Here is a 15,215-nt window from a genome sequence, read left to right on the forward strand (position 1 = left end):
TCAAAGGGAGACTCCCATGCAGGCCAAGGAACTCGACGCGCTGCTGGCGCGCTTCACCCAGGTCACGCCCGGCAAGACGCCCAACCCGCGGGTCAAGGCGATCGTCGACCGCATCGTCCGCGACCTGTTCGTCACCATGAACGAGTTCGACGTCACCCCGGACGAATTCTGGACCGCCTGCAACTACCTGACCGAGCTGGGCAAGAACAACGAGGCCGGGCTGCTGGCTCCAGGCCTTGGCTTCGAGCATTTCCTCGACCTGCTGGTCGAGGAGCGTGAGAGCGCCGCCGGCCTGAACGAGAACGGCACCCCGCGCACCATCGAAGGCCCGCTGTATGTGGTCGGCGCCCCGGTGCATCAGGGCAGCGCCCGCATCGACGACGGGCTGGACACCGAGGCGGAACCGCTGTTCATGTCGGGTGTCGTGCGCGATGCCTCGGGCAAGCCGGTCCCCCATGCGGTGGTCGAGGTCTGGCATGCCAATTCCAAGGGCAACTATTCGATCTTCGACAGCTCGCAGACGCCATTCAACAACCGCGGCACCATCCAGACCGGCGCCGACGGGCGTTATTCCTTCCAGTCGATCATGCCGTCGGGCTATGCCTGCCCGCCGGGCAGCAGCACGCTGCAGCTGCTGGAGCTGCTGGGCCGCCACGGCGCCCGTCCCGCCCACATCCACTTCTTCGTCAGCGCCCCCGGGTATCGCAAGCTGACGACGCAGATCAACATCATGGGCGATCCGCTGATCGACGACGATTTCGCCTTCGCCACCCGCGACGGTCTGGTGCCCGACGTCCGCCGCATCGACGATCCGGCGGCGATGGAAGCCCGCGGCGTGAACCGTCCCTTCGCCGAGATCGCCTTCGACTTCCGTCTGGTCGAGGCCCGCGACGGCCTGCCGACCGATGTGGTCGAACGCCCGCGCGTCTCCGCCTGAACGGTCCCGGCGCCCGAGCTTCCAGTCCGTCCGGTCTGGGATGTGCCGAGAGTGCGGCCGGCCGGTTCGAGCCGACCCGCTTGAAGCGCAAATCCCAGGGGAAAACCAGAAGCCTGGAGTCTGTCCGGTGTTTGAATGAACACCGCACAGACTCTAGGATGACGGCTCCCCTCCGACCGGCGATGGACATTCGGTGACATGGAACTGCGGCACCTGCGCTATTTCCAGATGGTCGCGGCGGAGCGCAGCTTCACCCGCGCGGCGGAGCGGCTCCACATCGCGCAACCCCCGCTCAGCCGGCAAATCCGCCAGCTCGAAGAGGAGCTGGGGACCGAACTGCTGGTGCGGGGATCGCGCCCGCTCGAACTGACCGAGGCCGGGCGCCTGCTCTACGAGCATGCCATCCAGGTGCTGGACCGGGTCGACGATATCCATTGGAGCCTGCGGGCGCTGGGCGGGTCGCGCCGCACCGTCTATCCCATCGGGCTGGTCGGCTCGATCCTCTACGGCTCGCTTCCCCGCGTGCTGCGCCGGTTCCGGGCATCGCGCCCCGACCTCGACGTCCGCTTGATCGAAATGACGACGCTGGAACAGCTGCCGGCGCTGCGCGACCACCGCATCGCCGTCGGCTTCGGCCGGCTGCCCTTTCAGGAACCCGGCATCGTCCAGCAGGTTCTGCATGACGAGCCGCTGGTGGCGGCGATGTCCTGCGAGTGTCCGCTGGCCGCCGGGACCGGCCCCGTGCCCCTGGCCGCCCTGGTCCGCGAGACCCTGCTGGTCTATCCCCGCAAGCCCCGGCCGAGCTATGCCGATCAGGTGCTGGCGCTGTTCCGCGACCGCGGCCTTCTGCCCAACGCGGTGGTGGAGGCGGGGGAACTCCAGACCGCGCTGGGGCTGGTGGCCTGCGGGGTCGGTTTGTGTCTGGTGCCGGAATCCGCCTCCGGGTCGCGCGGCGACCTGATTTACCGGCCGATTGCCGAAAGGGCGATCACCTCGCCGATGATCGTCAGCACGCGGGCCGGCGACGACAACGAGGCGACCGCCGCCCTTCTCGCCATGGTGACGGAGTGAGACCAAGGATTCCGTCGCAAAGTCACCGGGTGGACACGTTCAGCGACGGCACGATGCCGGCCTTCACGGTTGCAAGAGCCCTCACCGGACATGGCGAGAGCGTGTGTTCAGAGTGGCGCAGCGAGTATTCGGCAATCGATCCGTCATGCAGCGTTCATGATCGAGATGATGTCCTGGGGATGGTATGGCTTCGTGACCAGGCGCCAACCACATGCGGCAATCAGGTCGCGCGTCTCGGGCGAGGTGTCGCCCGTCGTGATCACCACCGTCACGCCGCGGGGCAGTGCCGCCACGACCTCCGGCACCTCGTCCATCGCCGTGGTCGGGCCGAGATGGTAATCCGCAATGATGATCGTCGGCTGGAGCCGCGTCTCGGCGACCAGGGCGACCACCTCCGAGCCCGTCGCTCCAGCCAGGACCTCGGCTCCCTGCGCATCGAAGAAGGCCGCTATGGCGAGCCTTATGATTGCATCGTCTTCCAGGATGGCGACGGCGGCGGTCAGGTTCTCTTGCATGAGCATATCCTCATCAAACCATGACCGGGAGCATGGAGGATCAGGAGAGCCGATACGGTACGGTTCCGTACCTAAAGACCCATCGGAGCCGCCCATACCTCTTCTTGGCACTGTGAAGACGGATGAAGACACTCGATCTGCAAATCCATCGCCCGCCACGAGTCCGGCTGTGGGTGACTGAGAGTTTTGTGTGCTCCCGCCAAACTGATGGGGGCATTCATGTCTCGGATCGAACATTCCGCCGTCCGCAACCAGCTTCTCGCGGCACTTCCGTCCGAGGTGTTCGGGCGCTTGGCACCGTTGCTCACTCCCGTCCCGCTTGAACTCAAGCAGTCGCTCTACGCGCCGCATGAACCGATCGAAGCCGCCTACTTCGTGGAAAGCGGCATGGTCTCCCTGCTGGCGCCCTTGGAAGGCGGCGGGAGCATGGAAGTCGGCATGGTCGGTCGCGAAGGTCTCGTCGGCCTGCCCGTGGTACTCGGTGCCGACAGCGCGCCCTCCGAAGCCATGGTTCAGGCACAAGGCACGGCCTTCCACATCCAGACGCCGGCATTGAAACGGGTGTTCGACGACAGCGTACCGCTGAGAACCCTGCTGCTGCGCTACACGCAGGCACTCCAGACCCAGATCTCCCAGACGGCGGTGTGCAACGGCAGCCACACGGTGGAGGAGCGTCTGGCCCGCTGGGTGCTCATCGCCCATGATCGTGCGGAGGGAAACCGGTTCCCGATGACCCACGAGTTCATGAGCCTGATGCTGGGCGTGCGCCGTGCCGGCGTGACCACCGCTGCCGGAGTATTGAAGCGGATCGGTGCGATCGACTATGGCCATGGCGCCATGACGGTTCTCGACCGACCGGGCCTGGAGAGTGCCGCCTGCGAATGCTACGGCATCGTGCGGCAGCAGTTCTTGCGGTTGCTGGGGACGCAATGACGACGAGCGAACCGTCGGCATCACGCTGCGCACCCGCATGACCAAGGCCGCCCTGCTTGAGGTCCGGCAGCAAACGCATGGGCTCCGAGGCCGACATGACAATGCAGAACGAAACCCGGCAGTCCTTTCGCATCGAGCGGGTGCTCGTCGCCACCGGTCTCGATCCGAAGCCTGCCGTCGGGCGTGAATTCGGGCGCAGCATCCGGCCGGCCGCCCCGTCGCCGCGGGCGGTGGTGGAATGCGGATCGGGCCGTCTTCTGTTCGCCCACACCTTCCCGGATGCCGGGGCGCTGATCGCGGCGATGCGGGAGGAGCGCCCCGGCAAGCCATGAACCGCGGCCGACGGCGGAACGCTTCATCGACCTGCTGTTTCCATATTCGGCGGTGTGAACTGTTTACAGGACGGCACCGCAAGGCAGACCGGGAGAGTTCGAACCGTGCAGCACCTCAACCAGACGTCTCGACCGAAGGCAGGCGAGTGCCCGCATGTCGTCATCATCGGCGCCGGCTTCGGTGGGCTGGCCTGTGCCCAGGCGCTCGGTGGCACCGGCATCCCCGTGACCGTGATCGACCGGCGTAATTACCACCTGTTCGTGCCCCTGCTCTATCAGGTGGCGACCGCGGCGCTGTCGCCGGCCGACATCGCCCAACCCATCCGCAAGATCCTGAGCCGCCATCCCGACATCCGCGTCGTTCTGGGCGAGGTGACGGGGGTCGATACGGAGCGGCGGCTGGTGCGGCTGAACCCGGATGGTCCGCGCCGGGACGGCGACATCCGCTATGACCGGCTGGTCATCGCGACGGGCTCCTCCTACAGCTATTTCGGCCATGACGAATGGGCGGCGGTGGCGCCCGGGATCAAGACGATCGAGGACGCGCAGCACATCCGGGCGCGGCTGCTCGGCTGCTTCGAACGGGCGGAGCTGTCCACCGACCCGGAGGAGCAGGCGATGCTGATGACCGTCGTGATCGTCGGCGGCGGTCCCACCGGGGTCGAGCTGGCCGGTGCCGTCGCCGAGCTGACCCGCTACGCCCTGGCCCGCGACTTCCGCCGCATCGATCCGCGCTCCGCCCGCATCCTGCTGGTGGAGGCCGGGCCGCGGCTGCTCGGCACGTTCCCCGAACACCTGTCACGATACGCCCAACACGCCCTTGGATGGCTGGGCGTCACGGTGATGACCGGACAGGCGGTGGAAAACATCGAAGCGGGCGGAGTCACCATCGGCGGGCGCTTCATTCCCGCCGGCACCATGGTGTGGGGGGCCGGGGTCGCGGCGTCGCCCGCCGGGCGCTGGCTGGGGGTGGAGACCGACCGCGCCGGCCGCATCCGCGTCGACGCCGACCTGTCGGTTCCCGGGCTGGATGGCGTCTTCGCCCTCGGCGATACTGCATTGGGGGCGGCGGACGACGGCAAGCCGCTGCCGGGGCTGGCGCAGGTGGCCAAGCAGCAGGGCCAGCACCTGGGGACGGCGCTGGCCGCCAACATCCTGCGCGGTAAGCCGATGCCGCCCTTCCGCTTCAAGAACCGTGGCAACACCGCCATCGTCGGCCGCAGCGCCGCCGTCTTCGATTTCGGCACCCGGCAACTGAAGGGCTGGCTCGCCTGGATCCTCTGGGCGGTCGTCCATGTCTATCTGCTGGTCGGCTTCGAAAAGCGGCTGCTGGTCAGCATGCAATGGTTGTGGCGCTACCTGACCTACGAGCGCGGCGCCCGCCTGATCATCGGCGATGGGCCAGCCGTCTCGGTCCAGCAGAACGACGGCGTGCCCCTCGTCCAATCGGGCTTGCCGGCGCAACCCGCAGACGGAGATGTCCTGGCGGATCGCTATCGCCGGCATCCCCGCTCCCCCGATGAATAGAGCGGACAGCGAATCACACCAAAGCCGCCGCCTCGATCCCCTGCGACACCACGCGAGCCGGAAGTTTCTGGATGCGGCATCATACCTTCGCGAGTTGCCGAACCGGCCGGCGGAGCTCGCGAGTATGTGCCGATCCTATCACCACGACAGTGGCGGCCCCCAAGACGATTACCGCGCCGATTCCGGTCAGCATGCTCGGCACCTCGCCGAACAGCAGCCAGCCCAGACCGGCAGCGGCCGGCACCGCCAGGAAGTCCAGCGGCGCCAGGAAGCCGACAGTCGCCTTGGAGAAGGCTTTGGCCGCGGTGTATTGCGCCGTTACGCCGAACAGGCCCAGAGCTGCCAGGACCGGCCAGTCGGCAGCCGGCGGTGTCACCCAGTCCGGCAGGGCGATGGGCAGGGTGCCCAGCACCGAGGCGGCCGAGTAGATCAGCACGACCATGCCGGGGGCGTTTCCAGCCTCTGTCAAGCGCCGAACAGCCGTCTGAGACCCAGCAGTAGCGACTGCCGCTACCAGAGCTGCCAGCACACCTAACGCCTGCTGGGGCTCCTGAAGGGCTGGCACCAGGGGCAACGCCGCGCCGACGAACCCGATCACGACCGCCACCCATACGAGCGGACTGGATCGCTCCCCCAGCATCAGCCGGGCAGCGACTGGGAGCATCAGCGCCCGAGTGAAGAAGATCAGGAACACCATGGCCAGCGGTGCGGCGCTCAGGGCATACATGAAGGCATAGAGAGCGAGCACGCCCAGGCCACAGCGGAGCACATAGCCGGCCGGATCGTACGCCTTGCCCAGGTCGACGACGAGTCGCCACACCGCTACCAGCACCATAGCCCCAGCGGCGGCCCGGAAAAAAGCCAGCTCGGCCGCGGGTAGCTTGGTGCCGAGAAGTTTTGCCGCCGCGGAACTGGCGGAGAAGGTGATAGCGGAAGCGAGCGCCCATAGGGCGGCGTGGACGGGAGAGGGAAGCATATCGCTCCGAGTCGGCGGGATCTGGGGTATGCACAACCCCTATCAGCGTGGCGCCGGACCGACAACGGCGATTGTCGTCACAAATTTCCGCTCTCGTTACAGGTGTGAAATTTTCGAGAATTCGCGTGCACGATTGCACCGGGATACTTTCAACCGAACAGATCACGTCCAGGGAATGACTGGCAGGTTAAGTGATATGAAAATAAAATTTCTATCGTCACATAAAAAATAAAGCTGATACCTCCTTATGGACCAGAGCGTTTTCCAGAGCGTTCACAAGATTATTCTGCGTATAAACTGTAATTAAATGTATCGAGCGCTGGTTTTCATCCAAAGAAAAGTGCGGATAATACTAGGGTATGCGCAATATATCCATGCACCGGCTTTATGATGATAAAATTTTTTATGTGTAATGCCGAAACATCATGTTACTCATTTGCTAACGGATCTGCGCGCGGTGACCCGATATGCCCCTTGAATATGAGCATTGCCGCTTCCCTGAACCCATTGCGGAGATTGCGAGCGTCACCAATGCCGCTGGTGGCGCGGTTCTGGTGTTTGATGCGCAAGATCGAATTCTGTACGCAAATGATGAACAACGTAAACTAATGCCGTGCTGTGATTATGGTAAAGACGACACTTATTCAACTTTGTTTTGGCTGGCATTGAAGTTTGGATACACTGGAAATCCAAATGCCAAAGCCGATCCAAATGGTTGGTTAGTAAGAGCAATAGGTGCGCGATTAAATATCCAAAGCATGGACTTTGTTAATCAATATCAATGGGGAGCGATGCTCGTTTCGCACTTTCGGTTAGAGAATGGCATTAGCATTCAGGCAAGGCTTGATATGCGCAAAAATGCCCTTGACCATTATTTTACTGGCCCTGGGTCTCAGATCGGTGTAACTCGAGCTATCCGACTGCGCGAAGAAATCCTTGGTCTCGAGTCGGCGTTAGATAGTCTTGGCTTGGCTGTTGCACTTATTAGTCATAACAGAAAAATACTTCACGCCAATGCAAGCTTCAAAGATATGTTAAGAAAAGAAGATGGCTTAACATTGTCTCCTGTAGGCAGAGAAGTTGTTGCGACTGACGTCTGTGATGAGTTTGTATTTCAACAAGCCGTCGAGAATGTTACGTCCGGTGCGCTACCCTCTACTTATGTTCCGGTCAGGCGTTGTCGGCATGATCCTTTAATCCTTGCGATCAGCGCTGCAGTCACACCCGGCGCTGCGATCATTGCAGCAGCGCGCTTCGGCGAGGATGTGAAGGCGATCAACGCGGCCCTTCGGGAAGCCCTCGGCTTCTCTATTGCGGAGGCCGATGTCGTGACAGGAATTGGGCAGGGAAAATCAGTAAATCAAGTCGCGCTCGACCGCGGAGTATCTGAAGGATCAACTTACCAGCACCTGCACAAGGCCAGGATTAAACTGAAAAATTCGAGTTTTGTCGCTCCCGACATGGCGGCTATTGCCAGCCTTGTTACTGGAATAGCGGCAATCACCCGCGTCCCAAATAGACGCAAACACTGAGAGGCGCAACATGGGTATCAATGTAAACGACTTTGATTTTTCCACGTTCAAGCAAGCTATGCTCGACAAGGGACACTCCCAGGAGCATGTCAACGCCTGCTTTGCCGATCTCCTCATCCTGCTGCACGATGCTGAGGACGCCGGACGGGCGCACGCCATGACCGAAGGCGCGGACGAAGCATTGCATTTCGTGCTGGAGGATCGGCTGGCATGGCGCCAGCTCGGCGTTGCGATCCACGGTGTAGAAATGATCCACGATGCCAACGCCTACGGCACTCCGGCCTTCAGCGCTGCCTGGGAAAACACGCGCGCCGCTTTCGCGCGTCATGGGATCGATCTACCGGCCGACTACCTGTCTGACGTCGGCGGCTTCCGGAGTGCCGCGAACTGCATCCGTCGTTCGCAGGAGCCCGGCGAAGATCCCGAAGACCCGATCTTCAAGAAGGCCGCCTGATCACGGCTGATGGGCGTCCGCTTGGTGGCACAAGCGGACGCCCCGCCCAGGTCGGTTGCCCGATCCAGACGATCACCCGTAGCCCTAGGAAGCAACGATGATCAACCATGAGCATACTGCCGTAGTCGGCGGGTGCAAGAGCAAGCGTATGCCCGACGCACATTTACCGTATATCGACCATTTGTCCGTGGACCAGCTTCGCCAGCGGGCAGCCGATGATCGCGCCGACGCGCTTGTGATTGCCGGCCACGCGTCGACCGCCACCGTCTCCATGCTTTTGGAGGACGCCGAGCGATGCGAATCGCGAGCGACAATGCTCGAGCAGCGGTGCGGCGACAGCATCGCCGCCGGCTTGGGCGAGCTGACGGTCGAAACCGCCATCATGCAGTTGGTGCAGGCGGCGCATGGACGCGTGGTCGGCGATCAGCCCGGCCGCCCGGCTTCGCGAATCACCACGATCCAGGCGGACATCCGGTGCCACATGGACAGCAGCGCGGCCGATGTCTTCGTGGCGCACTGCGCCGACTCCACCCGGTGCCGGCTGCATTCTGCTCCCCAGCCGACGCTGACGGCCGCCTATGTCGCCGCCGTCCGGTCCCTGGTGTCCCTGGCTGTGAGGTGACGGTGATGTCTTACATTGACCCTGCCTTGGCGGTAGCCGCACCAGTGGGCACGATGCTGAAGACGTCTGATTCACGCGGGCGGGATATGATGGCACGATTGGCCCAGCTGACGGTGCGCGAGGTTGATGTGATGGTACGTATGGTCGCCAGCAAAAGCTCTGAGGCCATCGCAGTTGATCTCGGCCTCAGCGTCAAGACGGTGGCATGGTACCGTGGCCGCGTCATGGCGAAGCTGGGATGCTCCGGCCCCTTCGAGCTTGGGCGCGCGTGGGAAGCCGCTGTTTGGAGCAATAGAGAGAAGACGGCGACACGATAGCATCTGGCGGCAAAATAGCAGACCAGAAAATGTCCGGCTGGCGCAAATAGCTGACCACTACCAGTTCTGGTGGTATAATTCAGTGCGACCCCTCGGAGCCTGAAAAAGTCCATGACGATGAATCGCAGAAAATTCCTTCTTGTACCCCTGCATGAGTCCACACCGATATCAGTTGCTCCGTTACCTGGAGAACAGTCCCCCGCGTTGGTCTATGCTCTGTCTGTGATGGACGAATACGTTTCTGATCAACTCGACGCGATGGCCGCTAAGAAAGCAGTGCCGCCTTTACCCGTCGCACAGCTGTTGCAGACGGCTGGCGTTGGCGTTGAGAGCAGAAGACAAGACGCAGTCAAGCGGCTATTGCAACTCACTACCCGAGAAGCTGACGTTCTAGGTGGCCTGGCTGACGGAAAGAATAATAAGGCGATTGCATTCGATATGAATATAAGTCCGAAGACGGTCGAAATTCACAGGTCACGTATTATGAAAAAACTTCAATGCAACAACCTGTTCGAACTCGGCCGCATCTGGGAAGCTGCGACTTCCACCATCAATATTCGAACATCCATTTCGCTGGGAGACTGAAATAGCAATCCAACCATCTAGATGATATCCGCATTGCTCTATTCTCACCGTACGCTTCCCGGTGAGTGCCGCCTTGGAAAAGGAGGGTCCGACGACTGAGTTTTGCGTGGCTTGTCATCGCGCAGACGCAAACGAGTTGCAGACTTCATGGCTTATCAGCTGGCCGAGGTTTTGACGGGCACGGAGCGACGGCGGACCTGCACATGCCGAGGCCGAACCGTCCAGCGTAGTTGCGGTGACCTTCATGACTGAATCGCACCGGGTTTTCCGGAGGCCCCATTTCCTGAGAGGATGGGGTCCTCATGACGAAACAGGCATCACCCAAATACGCCCCTGAAGTGCGCGAGCGCGCGGTTCGGATGGTGTTCGAGCACGAAGGCGAGCATGCCTCGCAGTGGGCGGCGATCAGCTCGATCGCGGCGAAGATCGGCTGCAATCCCGAGACGCTGCGGAACTGGGTCCGGCAGGCCGAGCGTGACCAGGGCAAGCGGCCGGGGCCGAGCAGGGACGAACAGGAGCGGATCAAGGCACTGGAACGTGAGGTCCGGGAACTGCGCCAGGCGAACGAGATCCTTCGTAAGGCGTCGGCGTATTTCGCCCAGGCGGAGCTCGACCGCCCGTTTCGGAAATGATCGCCTTCATCGACGCGCATCGCGCCGTCCACGGGGTCGAGCCGATCTGCAAGGTGCTGCCGATCGCCCCGTCCACCTACTACGTCCATGCCGCCCGGACGGCCGATCCGGCCGATCCGGCCGATCCGGCCAAGGCGCCGGCCCGCTCGCGAAGCGACGCGGAGCTGAGTTTGGCTATCCGGCGGGTCTGGAATGAGAACTTCCAGGTCTACGGGGTGAGGAAAGTCTGGCGGCAGTTGCGGCGGGAGGGCGTCGACGTGGCGCGCTGCACGGTGGCCCGGCTGATTAACCAAATGGGCCTGAAGGGCGCGACACGCGGCAAGGCGGTGCGCACCACGATCAGCGACCGGGCGGCGCCCTGTCCCCTTGCGGCGGCAGCGGTTCCGAACGGAACCGCGAAAGCCGCAGGACCGGGTGAACCGCCAGTTCCAGGCGCCCCGCCCGAATGCCTTGTGGGTGGCGGATTTCACGTATGTGGCCACATGGCAGGGCTTCGTCTATGTCGCCTTCGTCATCGACACCTTCGCCCGTCGGATCGTGGGCTGGCGGGTGTCCAGTACAGCCCATGCCGGCTTCGTTCTGGACGCGCTCGAACAGGCACTCCACGACCGCCGGCCCGCCAAGGGCAGCGGCCTCATCCACCACAGCGATCGCGGATCGCAATATGTTGCGATCAAGTACACCGAGCGCCTGACCGACGCCGGCGTCGAACCCTCCGTGGGCAGCGTCGGCGATTCCTACGACAACGCCTTGGCCGAGACCATCAACGGCCTCTACAAGACCGAGGTGATCCGACGCCGCGGCCCATGGCGCACACTGGAGGCCGTCGAGTTCGCTACCCTGGAATGGATGGACTGGTTCAACCACCGGCACCTGCTCGAACCCATCGGCAACATTCCTCCCGCCGAGGCCGAAGCGCGCTATTATGCTCAAACCGAGGACGTCGCCATCGCGGCGTGACTCAAGCCAAATGGCCCCCGACAAACCCGGCGCGGTTCACCTCGTGGGACACGACCCTCCGGACCAAGCCGAGCTTCGAGCCGCGTAACCCGGTGTCCTTTCTCCCGGGGGAAGGTCATACGCCGCTGCCATCAACCTCGTCGCTACCGTCTTGGCAATACGGTGAATGTCAACAGACCCTAGGCTGGCACCCTGTAAAGCTTCAAAAATAATGTGGATTTGTGATGTTCCGATTGTTGCGCTTTCCGGATATTGGCGGAACGCGCATGCGCCCAGCGGATAGTGCGGCGCGCCGATCATCTGCCAAGCTTTGCCGGTCTGGAAGGTTGGTCGACCCCATGGCCATCCATGGTCAGAGGCGGAACGCCATCCATGGTCAAAGGAAAAGCTCGATGACTGAACCAAGCGCCGAAAGCCAGCTTGCAGTGTTCCCAAATCCCGACGGGTCCCGTGTGCCCTACACGGTGTTCAGTTCGCAAGAAATCTATGCGCTGGAACAGGAGCGCATCTATCGCGGCCCGACCTGGAATTTCCTCGGCCTGGAAGCGGAAATCCCCAATCCGGGCGATTACAAGAGCAGCTTCGTCGGCGACACGCCGGTGGTGATGACGCGGACCGAGGACGGCACGCTCGCCGCCTGGGTCAACCGCTGCTCCCACCGTGGCGCCATGGTCTGCCGCAAGGCCCGCGGCAACGCGCTGTCGCACAGCTGCGTCTATCACCAGTGGAGCTTCGGCGCGGCGGGCAATCTGCAAGGCGTTCCCTTCCGGCGCGGCCAGAAGGGCACCACCGGGATGCCGAAGGACTTCGATCCGTCCAAGCACAGCCTGCATCGGCTGCGGGTCGAAAGCTATCGCGGGCTGGTCTTCGCCAGCTTCAGCGACACGGTAGGCCCGCTGGCCGATTACATCGGCCCGGAGATGCGTCCCTTCGTCGACCGCATCTTTTCCAAACCGGTGGTCTATCTCGGATGCACCCGGCAATATTCGGACAGCAACTGGAAGCTGTACCTTGAGAATGTCAAGGACCCCTACCATGCCAGCCTGCTGCACCTGTTCCACACCACCTTCAACATCTTCCGCGTCGGCATGAAGGCGCGCTGCATCCCCGACGCCAGCCATGGGCTGCACAGCATCATCTATGTGTCGAAAAGCGAGGAGGACGTGAACTCGGCCGACTACAAGGACCAGAAGATCCGCTCCTACGACGAGGGCTTCCATCTGGAGGACGACTCGCTGCTGGCGCTGGAGCCGGAATTCGAGGAGATCACCACCAACCACATCCAGCCGATATTTCCCCAGCTGGTGATCCAGCAGATCCACAACACCCTGGTCGCCCGCCAACTGCTGCCCAAGGGGCCGGATCATTTCGAGCTGGTCTTCCATTTCTTCGGCTATGAGGACGACACGCCGGAGCTGCGCGCGCTCCGCATCAAGCAGGCCAATCTGGTCGGCCCGGCCGGCTACATCTCGATGGAGGACACCGAGGCGACCGAGCTGGTGCAGCGCGGCACGGTGCGCGACGGCGACAAGACCTCGGTCATCGAGATGGCCCGCTCCACCCCGGACGAACAGAACACCCTGATCACCGAGAACCTGATCCGCCGCTTCTGGGTCGGCTATCAGAAATTGATGGGCTTCGAAACGCCCACCGTCGCGGCGGAGTGACCGGCATGAACGACCTGATGATCCGCCTGGAGCTGAGCGCGCTCCAGGACCGCTACGTCTCCATCATCGACAACGACCGGATGGAGGAATGGCCGACGCTGTTCACCGAGGATTGCCTGTACCAGATCATCTCGAAGGAGAACGAGGATCAGGGGCTGCCGGCACCGATCATGCATTGCGACAACGCCCGCATGCTGCGCGACCGCGTGGTGGCGATGCGCAACGCCAACATCTTCGAACAGCCGATCTACCGCCATTGCCTGTCCGGCCTGGAATGGAAGAGCGACGGGGCGGACGGCTATCTCTGCCAGACCAGCTATGTGGTGATCAACACCTCGGCGGCCGGGGAATCGACAGTCTATCAGGCCGGACGCTACATCGACCATGTGGTGCGCACGGCTGAAGGGCTGCGCTTCAAGGCCAAGCGCTGCATCTACGACACCAGCCGGGTGCAGACCCTGCTGGCCTACCCGATCTGAGTGCCGAGGAGACAACGAGCATGACCGAATGGCACGACGCTGCCGCCACCGACGTGTTGGGCGACGACGAGGTGATGGCGCTCAGCATCGCCGGCGTGCCGGTCGCCCTGTTCCGGCAGGAGGGCGCCTTCTTCGCCCTGCACGATCTCTGCTCTCACGGGGCGGTCCGGCTGTCCGACGGCTTCGTCGAGAATGGCTGTGTCGAATGCCCGCTGCATCAGGGGCTGATCGACATCCGCAGCGGTGCCCCCTGCTCCGCCCCGATCACCGAACCGGTGCGCAGCTATCCCGTGCGGGTGGTCGGCGGCCGGGTCGAAATCGCACTGGACCGCTGAGGGAGGCCCCCGTGACCGCGATGCCCGAAAGCGAAACGACCTGTGTTGTGGTCGGCGGCGGTCAGGCCGCGGCCTGGATCGCCAGAACCCTGCGGACCGAGGGGTTCGCCGGACGCTTGGTGCTGATCGGCGAGGAGCGGCACTGGCCCTACGAGCGGCCGGCCCTGTCGAAGGAGTTCCTTCAGGGGACCGGCAGCGCCGAGGCGATCACGCTGCTGACTCCGACGCTGGCCGGGGAGGCCCGCATCGAATGCTGGCTCGGCCAGCGCGTGGTGACGGTGGACCGGGAGGCGCGGATCGTCACCACCGCCGACGGCAGGAGCGTCGCGTACGACACGCTGTTCCTGGCGACCGGCGGGCGGGCGCGGCGGATTGCCGGGCTGGAGACCCTGCCGGCCGACCGGATCCACACCCTGCGCACGCTGGCGGACTCCGAACGTCTGCGCAGCGCGTTGAGCGGCGCGAAACGCCTGCTGGTGCTTGGCGGCGGCTGGATCGGGCTGGAGGTGGCAGCGACGGCCCGCGCGCTGGGGGTCGGGGTGACGGTGGTGGAGGCGGCTCCCCGGCTGTGCGCCCGAACCATGCCCCCCGTCGTGTCCGACTGGCTGCACGCCCTGCATGCAAGCCATGGTGTGCGCATGGTCACCGGTGCCGGTATCGCCGGCGTCACCGGCACGGCCGATGGAGTCGCCGTCACGCTGGCCGACGGCGACCGGCTGGAGGCCGACCATCTGCTGCTCGGCATCGGCATCGAGCCGGAGGTCGGGCTGGCCGCGGCGATGGGGCTGGCGCTCGACGATGGCATCGTCGTCGACGCCCAGGGGCGGACCTCCGACCCGCGCATCTTCGCCGCGGGCGACGTCGCCCGCCACCCGAACGCCTTCGCCGGGGAGTCGCTGCGGCTGGAATCCTGGGCGAACGCCCAGAATCAGGCCATCGTCGCCGCCAGGGCGGCCCTGGGCGGGACCGGCGTCTATGCCGACATCCCGTGGTTCTGGTCCGATCAGTATGGCGTGAACGTGCAGATGCTGGGATTGCCGGGCCTCGGCACCCGCGCGGTCGCCCGCGGCAAGCCGGAGGCCGGCAGCGGTTGCTGGCTGATGCTGGACCAAGCCGGGATCGTCACCGGCGCAGTGGCCGTCAACGCCGCCCGCGATCTGCGTGTGCTGCGCAAGATGCTGGAGGACGGCCGCGCCCCGCTGCCGGATGGCTGGGCCGACACGGCGACGCCGGTCCAGCGGCTGCCGAACCGCGCGAACGTCACGACGGAATGACGCCGATCCGCGGACCCGGAATCGAGTTTCGAAGAAACGGGTTCCGGGTCTGGACAGTTCGACGCCC

Annotated in this window: 15 protein-coding genes, 2 pseudogenes and 1 other annotated feature; of the genes and pseudogenes, 15 read left to right on the top strand and 2 right to left on the bottom strand. The window is 63.7% G+C overall.

The features are described from left to right. The first annotated feature begins 16 nt into the window (after positions 1-16). Both catA and AZOLI_RS18225 read left to right on the top strand, forming a co-directional pair. Positions 17-937, top strand: a complete 921-nt coding sequence (gene catA / locus AZOLI_RS18220; protein WP_014188634.1) for a catechol 1,2-dioxygenase — start codon at positions 17-19, stop codon at positions 935-937. Positions 938-1,135: 198 nt separating this feature from the next. Continuing rightward, complete coding sequence (locus tag AZOLI_RS18225; RefSeq protein ID WP_014188635.1) at positions 1,136-2,008, top strand: LysR family transcriptional regulator; 873 nt, start codon at positions 1,136-1,138, stop codon at positions 2,006-2,008. A 143-nt stretch (positions 2,009-2,151) separates the two neighbouring features. Here AZOLI_RS18225 and AZOLI_RS18230 read toward each other — a convergent pair whose 3' ends face one another. After that, the gene (locus AZOLI_RS18230) at positions 2,152-2,523 is read right to left on the bottom strand and encodes a response regulator (RefSeq protein ID WP_162488264.1); all 372 of its coding nucleotides are present in this window, start codon (positions 2,521-2,523) and stop codon (positions 2,152-2,154) included. Between the two features lie 219 nt (positions 2,524-2,742). On the opposite strand from AZOLI_RS18230, the gene AZOLI_RS18235 reads away from it, so the two are divergent. The 3 genes and pseudogenes from AZOLI_RS18235 to AZOLI_RS18245 all read left to right on the top strand — a co-directional run. Continuing rightward, on the top strand, positions 2,743-3,456 hold the full coding sequence (locus AZOLI_RS18235) for a Crp/Fnr family transcriptional regulator (RefSeq protein ID WP_014188636.1): 714 nt from the start codon (positions 2,743-2,745) through the stop codon (positions 3,454-3,456). A 95-nt stretch (positions 3,457-3,551) separates the two neighbouring features. Next, the gene (locus AZOLI_RS18240; protein WP_162488265.1) at positions 3,552-3,788 is read left to right on the top strand and encodes a hypothetical protein; all 237 of its coding nucleotides are present in this window, start codon (positions 3,552-3,554) and stop codon (positions 3,786-3,788) included. Between the two features lie 105 nt (positions 3,789-3,893). Continuing rightward, positions 3,894-5,138: pseudogene (locus AZOLI_RS18245) on the top strand (NAD(P)/FAD-dependent oxidoreductase); the annotation flags it as partial. Positions 5,139-5,394: 256 nt separating this feature from the next. On the opposite strand, the gene AZOLI_RS18250 reads toward AZOLI_RS18245, so the two are convergent. Further along, entirely contained in the window at positions 5,395-6,291 is an 897-nt protein-coding gene (locus AZOLI_RS18250; RefSeq protein ID WP_014188639.1) for a DMT family transporter, read from the bottom strand. A gap of 467 nt (positions 6,292-6,758) precedes the next feature. On the opposite strand from AZOLI_RS18250, the gene AZOLI_RS31305 reads away from it, so the two are divergent. The 10 genes and pseudogenes from AZOLI_RS31305 (at position 6,759) to AZOLI_RS18295 (ending at position 15,148) form a co-directional block, all read left to right on the top strand. Continuing rightward, positions 6,759-7,823 (top strand): helix-turn-helix transcriptional regulator, encoded by a 1,065-nt coding sequence (locus tag AZOLI_RS31305; RefSeq protein ID WP_014188640.1) that lies wholly within the window; start codon positions 6,759-6,761, stop codon positions 7,821-7,823. A gap of 10 nt (positions 7,824-7,833) precedes the next feature. Then, positions 7,834-8,277 carry a hypothetical protein gene (locus AZOLI_RS18255; protein WP_044551643.1) on the top strand — a complete coding sequence of 148 codons (444 nt, stop codon included), beginning with the start codon at positions 7,834-7,836 and terminating at the stop codon, positions 8,275-8,277. Positions 8,278-8,374: 97 nt separating this feature from the next. Beyond that, positions 8,375-8,899, top strand: coding sequence for a hypothetical protein (locus tag AZOLI_RS32575; protein WP_044551647.1), 525 nt, complete (start codon positions 8,375-8,377; stop codon positions 8,897-8,899). A 5-nt stretch (positions 8,900-8,904) separates the two neighbouring features. Further along, positions 8,905-9,216, top strand: coding sequence for a LuxR C-terminal-related transcriptional regulator (locus AZOLI_RS32580; RefSeq protein WP_162488266.1), 312 nt, complete (start codon positions 8,905-8,907; stop codon positions 9,214-9,216). A gap of 111 nt (positions 9,217-9,327) precedes the next feature. Further along, positions 9,328-9,801 (top strand): response regulator transcription factor, encoded by a 474-nt coding sequence (locus AZOLI_RS31315; RefSeq protein ID WP_081505975.1) that lies wholly within the window; start codon positions 9,328-9,330, stop codon positions 9,799-9,801. Between the two features lie 302 nt (positions 9,802-10,103). Further along, positions 10,104-11,393, top strand: a pseudogene (locus AZOLI_RS18275) (IS3 family transposase). Beyond that, positions 10,388-10,504, top strand: a sequence feature (AL1L pseudoknot). Its footprint overlaps the pseudogene before it by 117 nt. Before the next feature lie 392 nt (positions 11,394-11,785). Next, positions 11,786-13,060 carry an anthranilate 1,2-dioxygenase large subunit AndAc gene (gene andAc, locus AZOLI_RS18280; protein ID WP_014188644.1) on the top strand — a complete coding sequence of 425 codons (1,275 nt, stop codon included), beginning with the start codon at positions 11,786-11,788 and terminating at the stop codon, positions 13,058-13,060. A 5-nt stretch (positions 13,061-13,065) separates the two neighbouring features. Continuing rightward, positions 13,066-13,539: an anthranilate 1,2-dioxygenase small subunit AndAd gene (gene andAd / locus AZOLI_RS18285; RefSeq protein ID WP_014188645.1), complete on the top strand. Its 474-nt coding sequence runs from the start codon at positions 13,066-13,068 to the stop codon at positions 13,537-13,539. Between the two features lie 20 nt (positions 13,540-13,559). Next, positions 13,560-13,874 (top strand): anthranilate 1,2-dioxygenase ferredoxin subunit AndAb, encoded by a 315-nt coding sequence (andAb, locus tag AZOLI_RS18290; RefSeq protein WP_014188646.1) that lies wholly within the window; start codon positions 13,560-13,562, stop codon positions 13,872-13,874. A 20-nt stretch (positions 13,875-13,894) separates the two neighbouring features. Continuing rightward, positions 13,895-15,148, top strand: a complete 1,254-nt coding sequence (locus AZOLI_RS18295) for an NAD(P)/FAD-dependent oxidoreductase (RefSeq protein ID WP_044551650.1) — start codon at positions 13,895-13,897, stop codon at positions 15,146-15,148. The last annotated feature ends 67 nt before the right edge of the window (positions 15,149-15,215 follow it).

The sequence above is a fragment of the Azospirillum lipoferum 4B genome, assembly GCF_000283655.1.
Lineage (GTDB): Bacteria > Pseudomonadota > Alphaproteobacteria > Azospirillales > Azospirillaceae > Azospirillum > Azospirillum lipoferum_C.

What these genes read in the sequence shown, in the direction of transcription:
- catA (WP_014188634.1), top strand. Translation starts at nt 17, where the DNA reads ATGCAGGCCAAGGAACTCGACGCGCTGCTGGCGCGCTTCACCCAGGTC.
- AZOLI_RS18225 (WP_014188635.1), top strand. Translation starts at nt 1,136, where the DNA reads ATGGAACTGCGGCACCTGCGCTATTTCCAGATGGTCGCGGCGGAGCGC.
- AZOLI_RS18230 (WP_162488264.1), bottom strand. Translation starts at nt 2,523, where the DNA reads ATGCAAGAGAACCTGACCGCCGCCGTCGCCATCCTGGAAGACGATGCA.
- AZOLI_RS18235 (WP_014188636.1), top strand. Translation starts at nt 2,743, where the DNA reads ATGTCTCGGATCGAACATTCCGCCGTCCGCAACCAGCTTCTCGCGGCA.
- AZOLI_RS18240 (WP_162488265.1), top strand. Translation starts at nt 3,552, where the DNA reads ATGACAATGCAGAACGAAACCCGGCAGTCCTTTCGCATCGAGCGGGTG.
- AZOLI_RS18250 (WP_014188639.1), bottom strand. Translation starts at nt 6,291, where the DNA reads ATGCTTCCCTCTCCCGTCCACGCCGCCCTATGGGCGCTCGCTTCCGCT.
- AZOLI_RS31305 (WP_014188640.1), top strand. Translation starts at nt 6,759, where the DNA reads ATGCCCCTTGAATATGAGCATTGCCGCTTCCCTGAACCCATTGCGGAG.
- AZOLI_RS18255 (WP_044551643.1), top strand. Translation starts at nt 7,834, where the DNA reads ATGGGTATCAATGTAAACGACTTTGATTTTTCCACGTTCAAGCAAGCT.
- AZOLI_RS32575 (WP_044551647.1), top strand. Translation starts at nt 8,375, where the DNA reads ATGATCAACCATGAGCATACTGCCGTAGTCGGCGGGTGCAAGAGCAAG.
- AZOLI_RS32580 (WP_162488266.1), top strand. Translation starts at nt 8,905, where the DNA reads ATGTCTTACATTGACCCTGCCTTGGCGGTAGCCGCACCAGTGGGCACG.
- AZOLI_RS31315 (WP_081505975.1), top strand. Translation starts at nt 9,328, where the DNA reads ATGACGATGAATCGCAGAAAATTCCTTCTTGTACCCCTGCATGAGTCC.
- andAc (WP_014188644.1), top strand. Translation starts at nt 11,786, where the DNA reads ATGACTGAACCAAGCGCCGAAAGCCAGCTTGCAGTGTTCCCAAATCCC.
- andAd (WP_014188645.1), top strand. Translation starts at nt 13,066, where the DNA reads ATGAACGACCTGATGATCCGCCTGGAGCTGAGCGCGCTCCAGGACCGC.
- andAb (WP_014188646.1), top strand. Translation starts at nt 13,560, where the DNA reads ATGACCGAATGGCACGACGCTGCCGCCACCGACGTGTTGGGCGACGAC.
- AZOLI_RS18295 (WP_044551650.1), top strand. Translation starts at nt 13,895, where the DNA reads ATGCCCGAAAGCGAAACGACCTGTGTTGTGGTCGGCGGCGGTCAGGCC.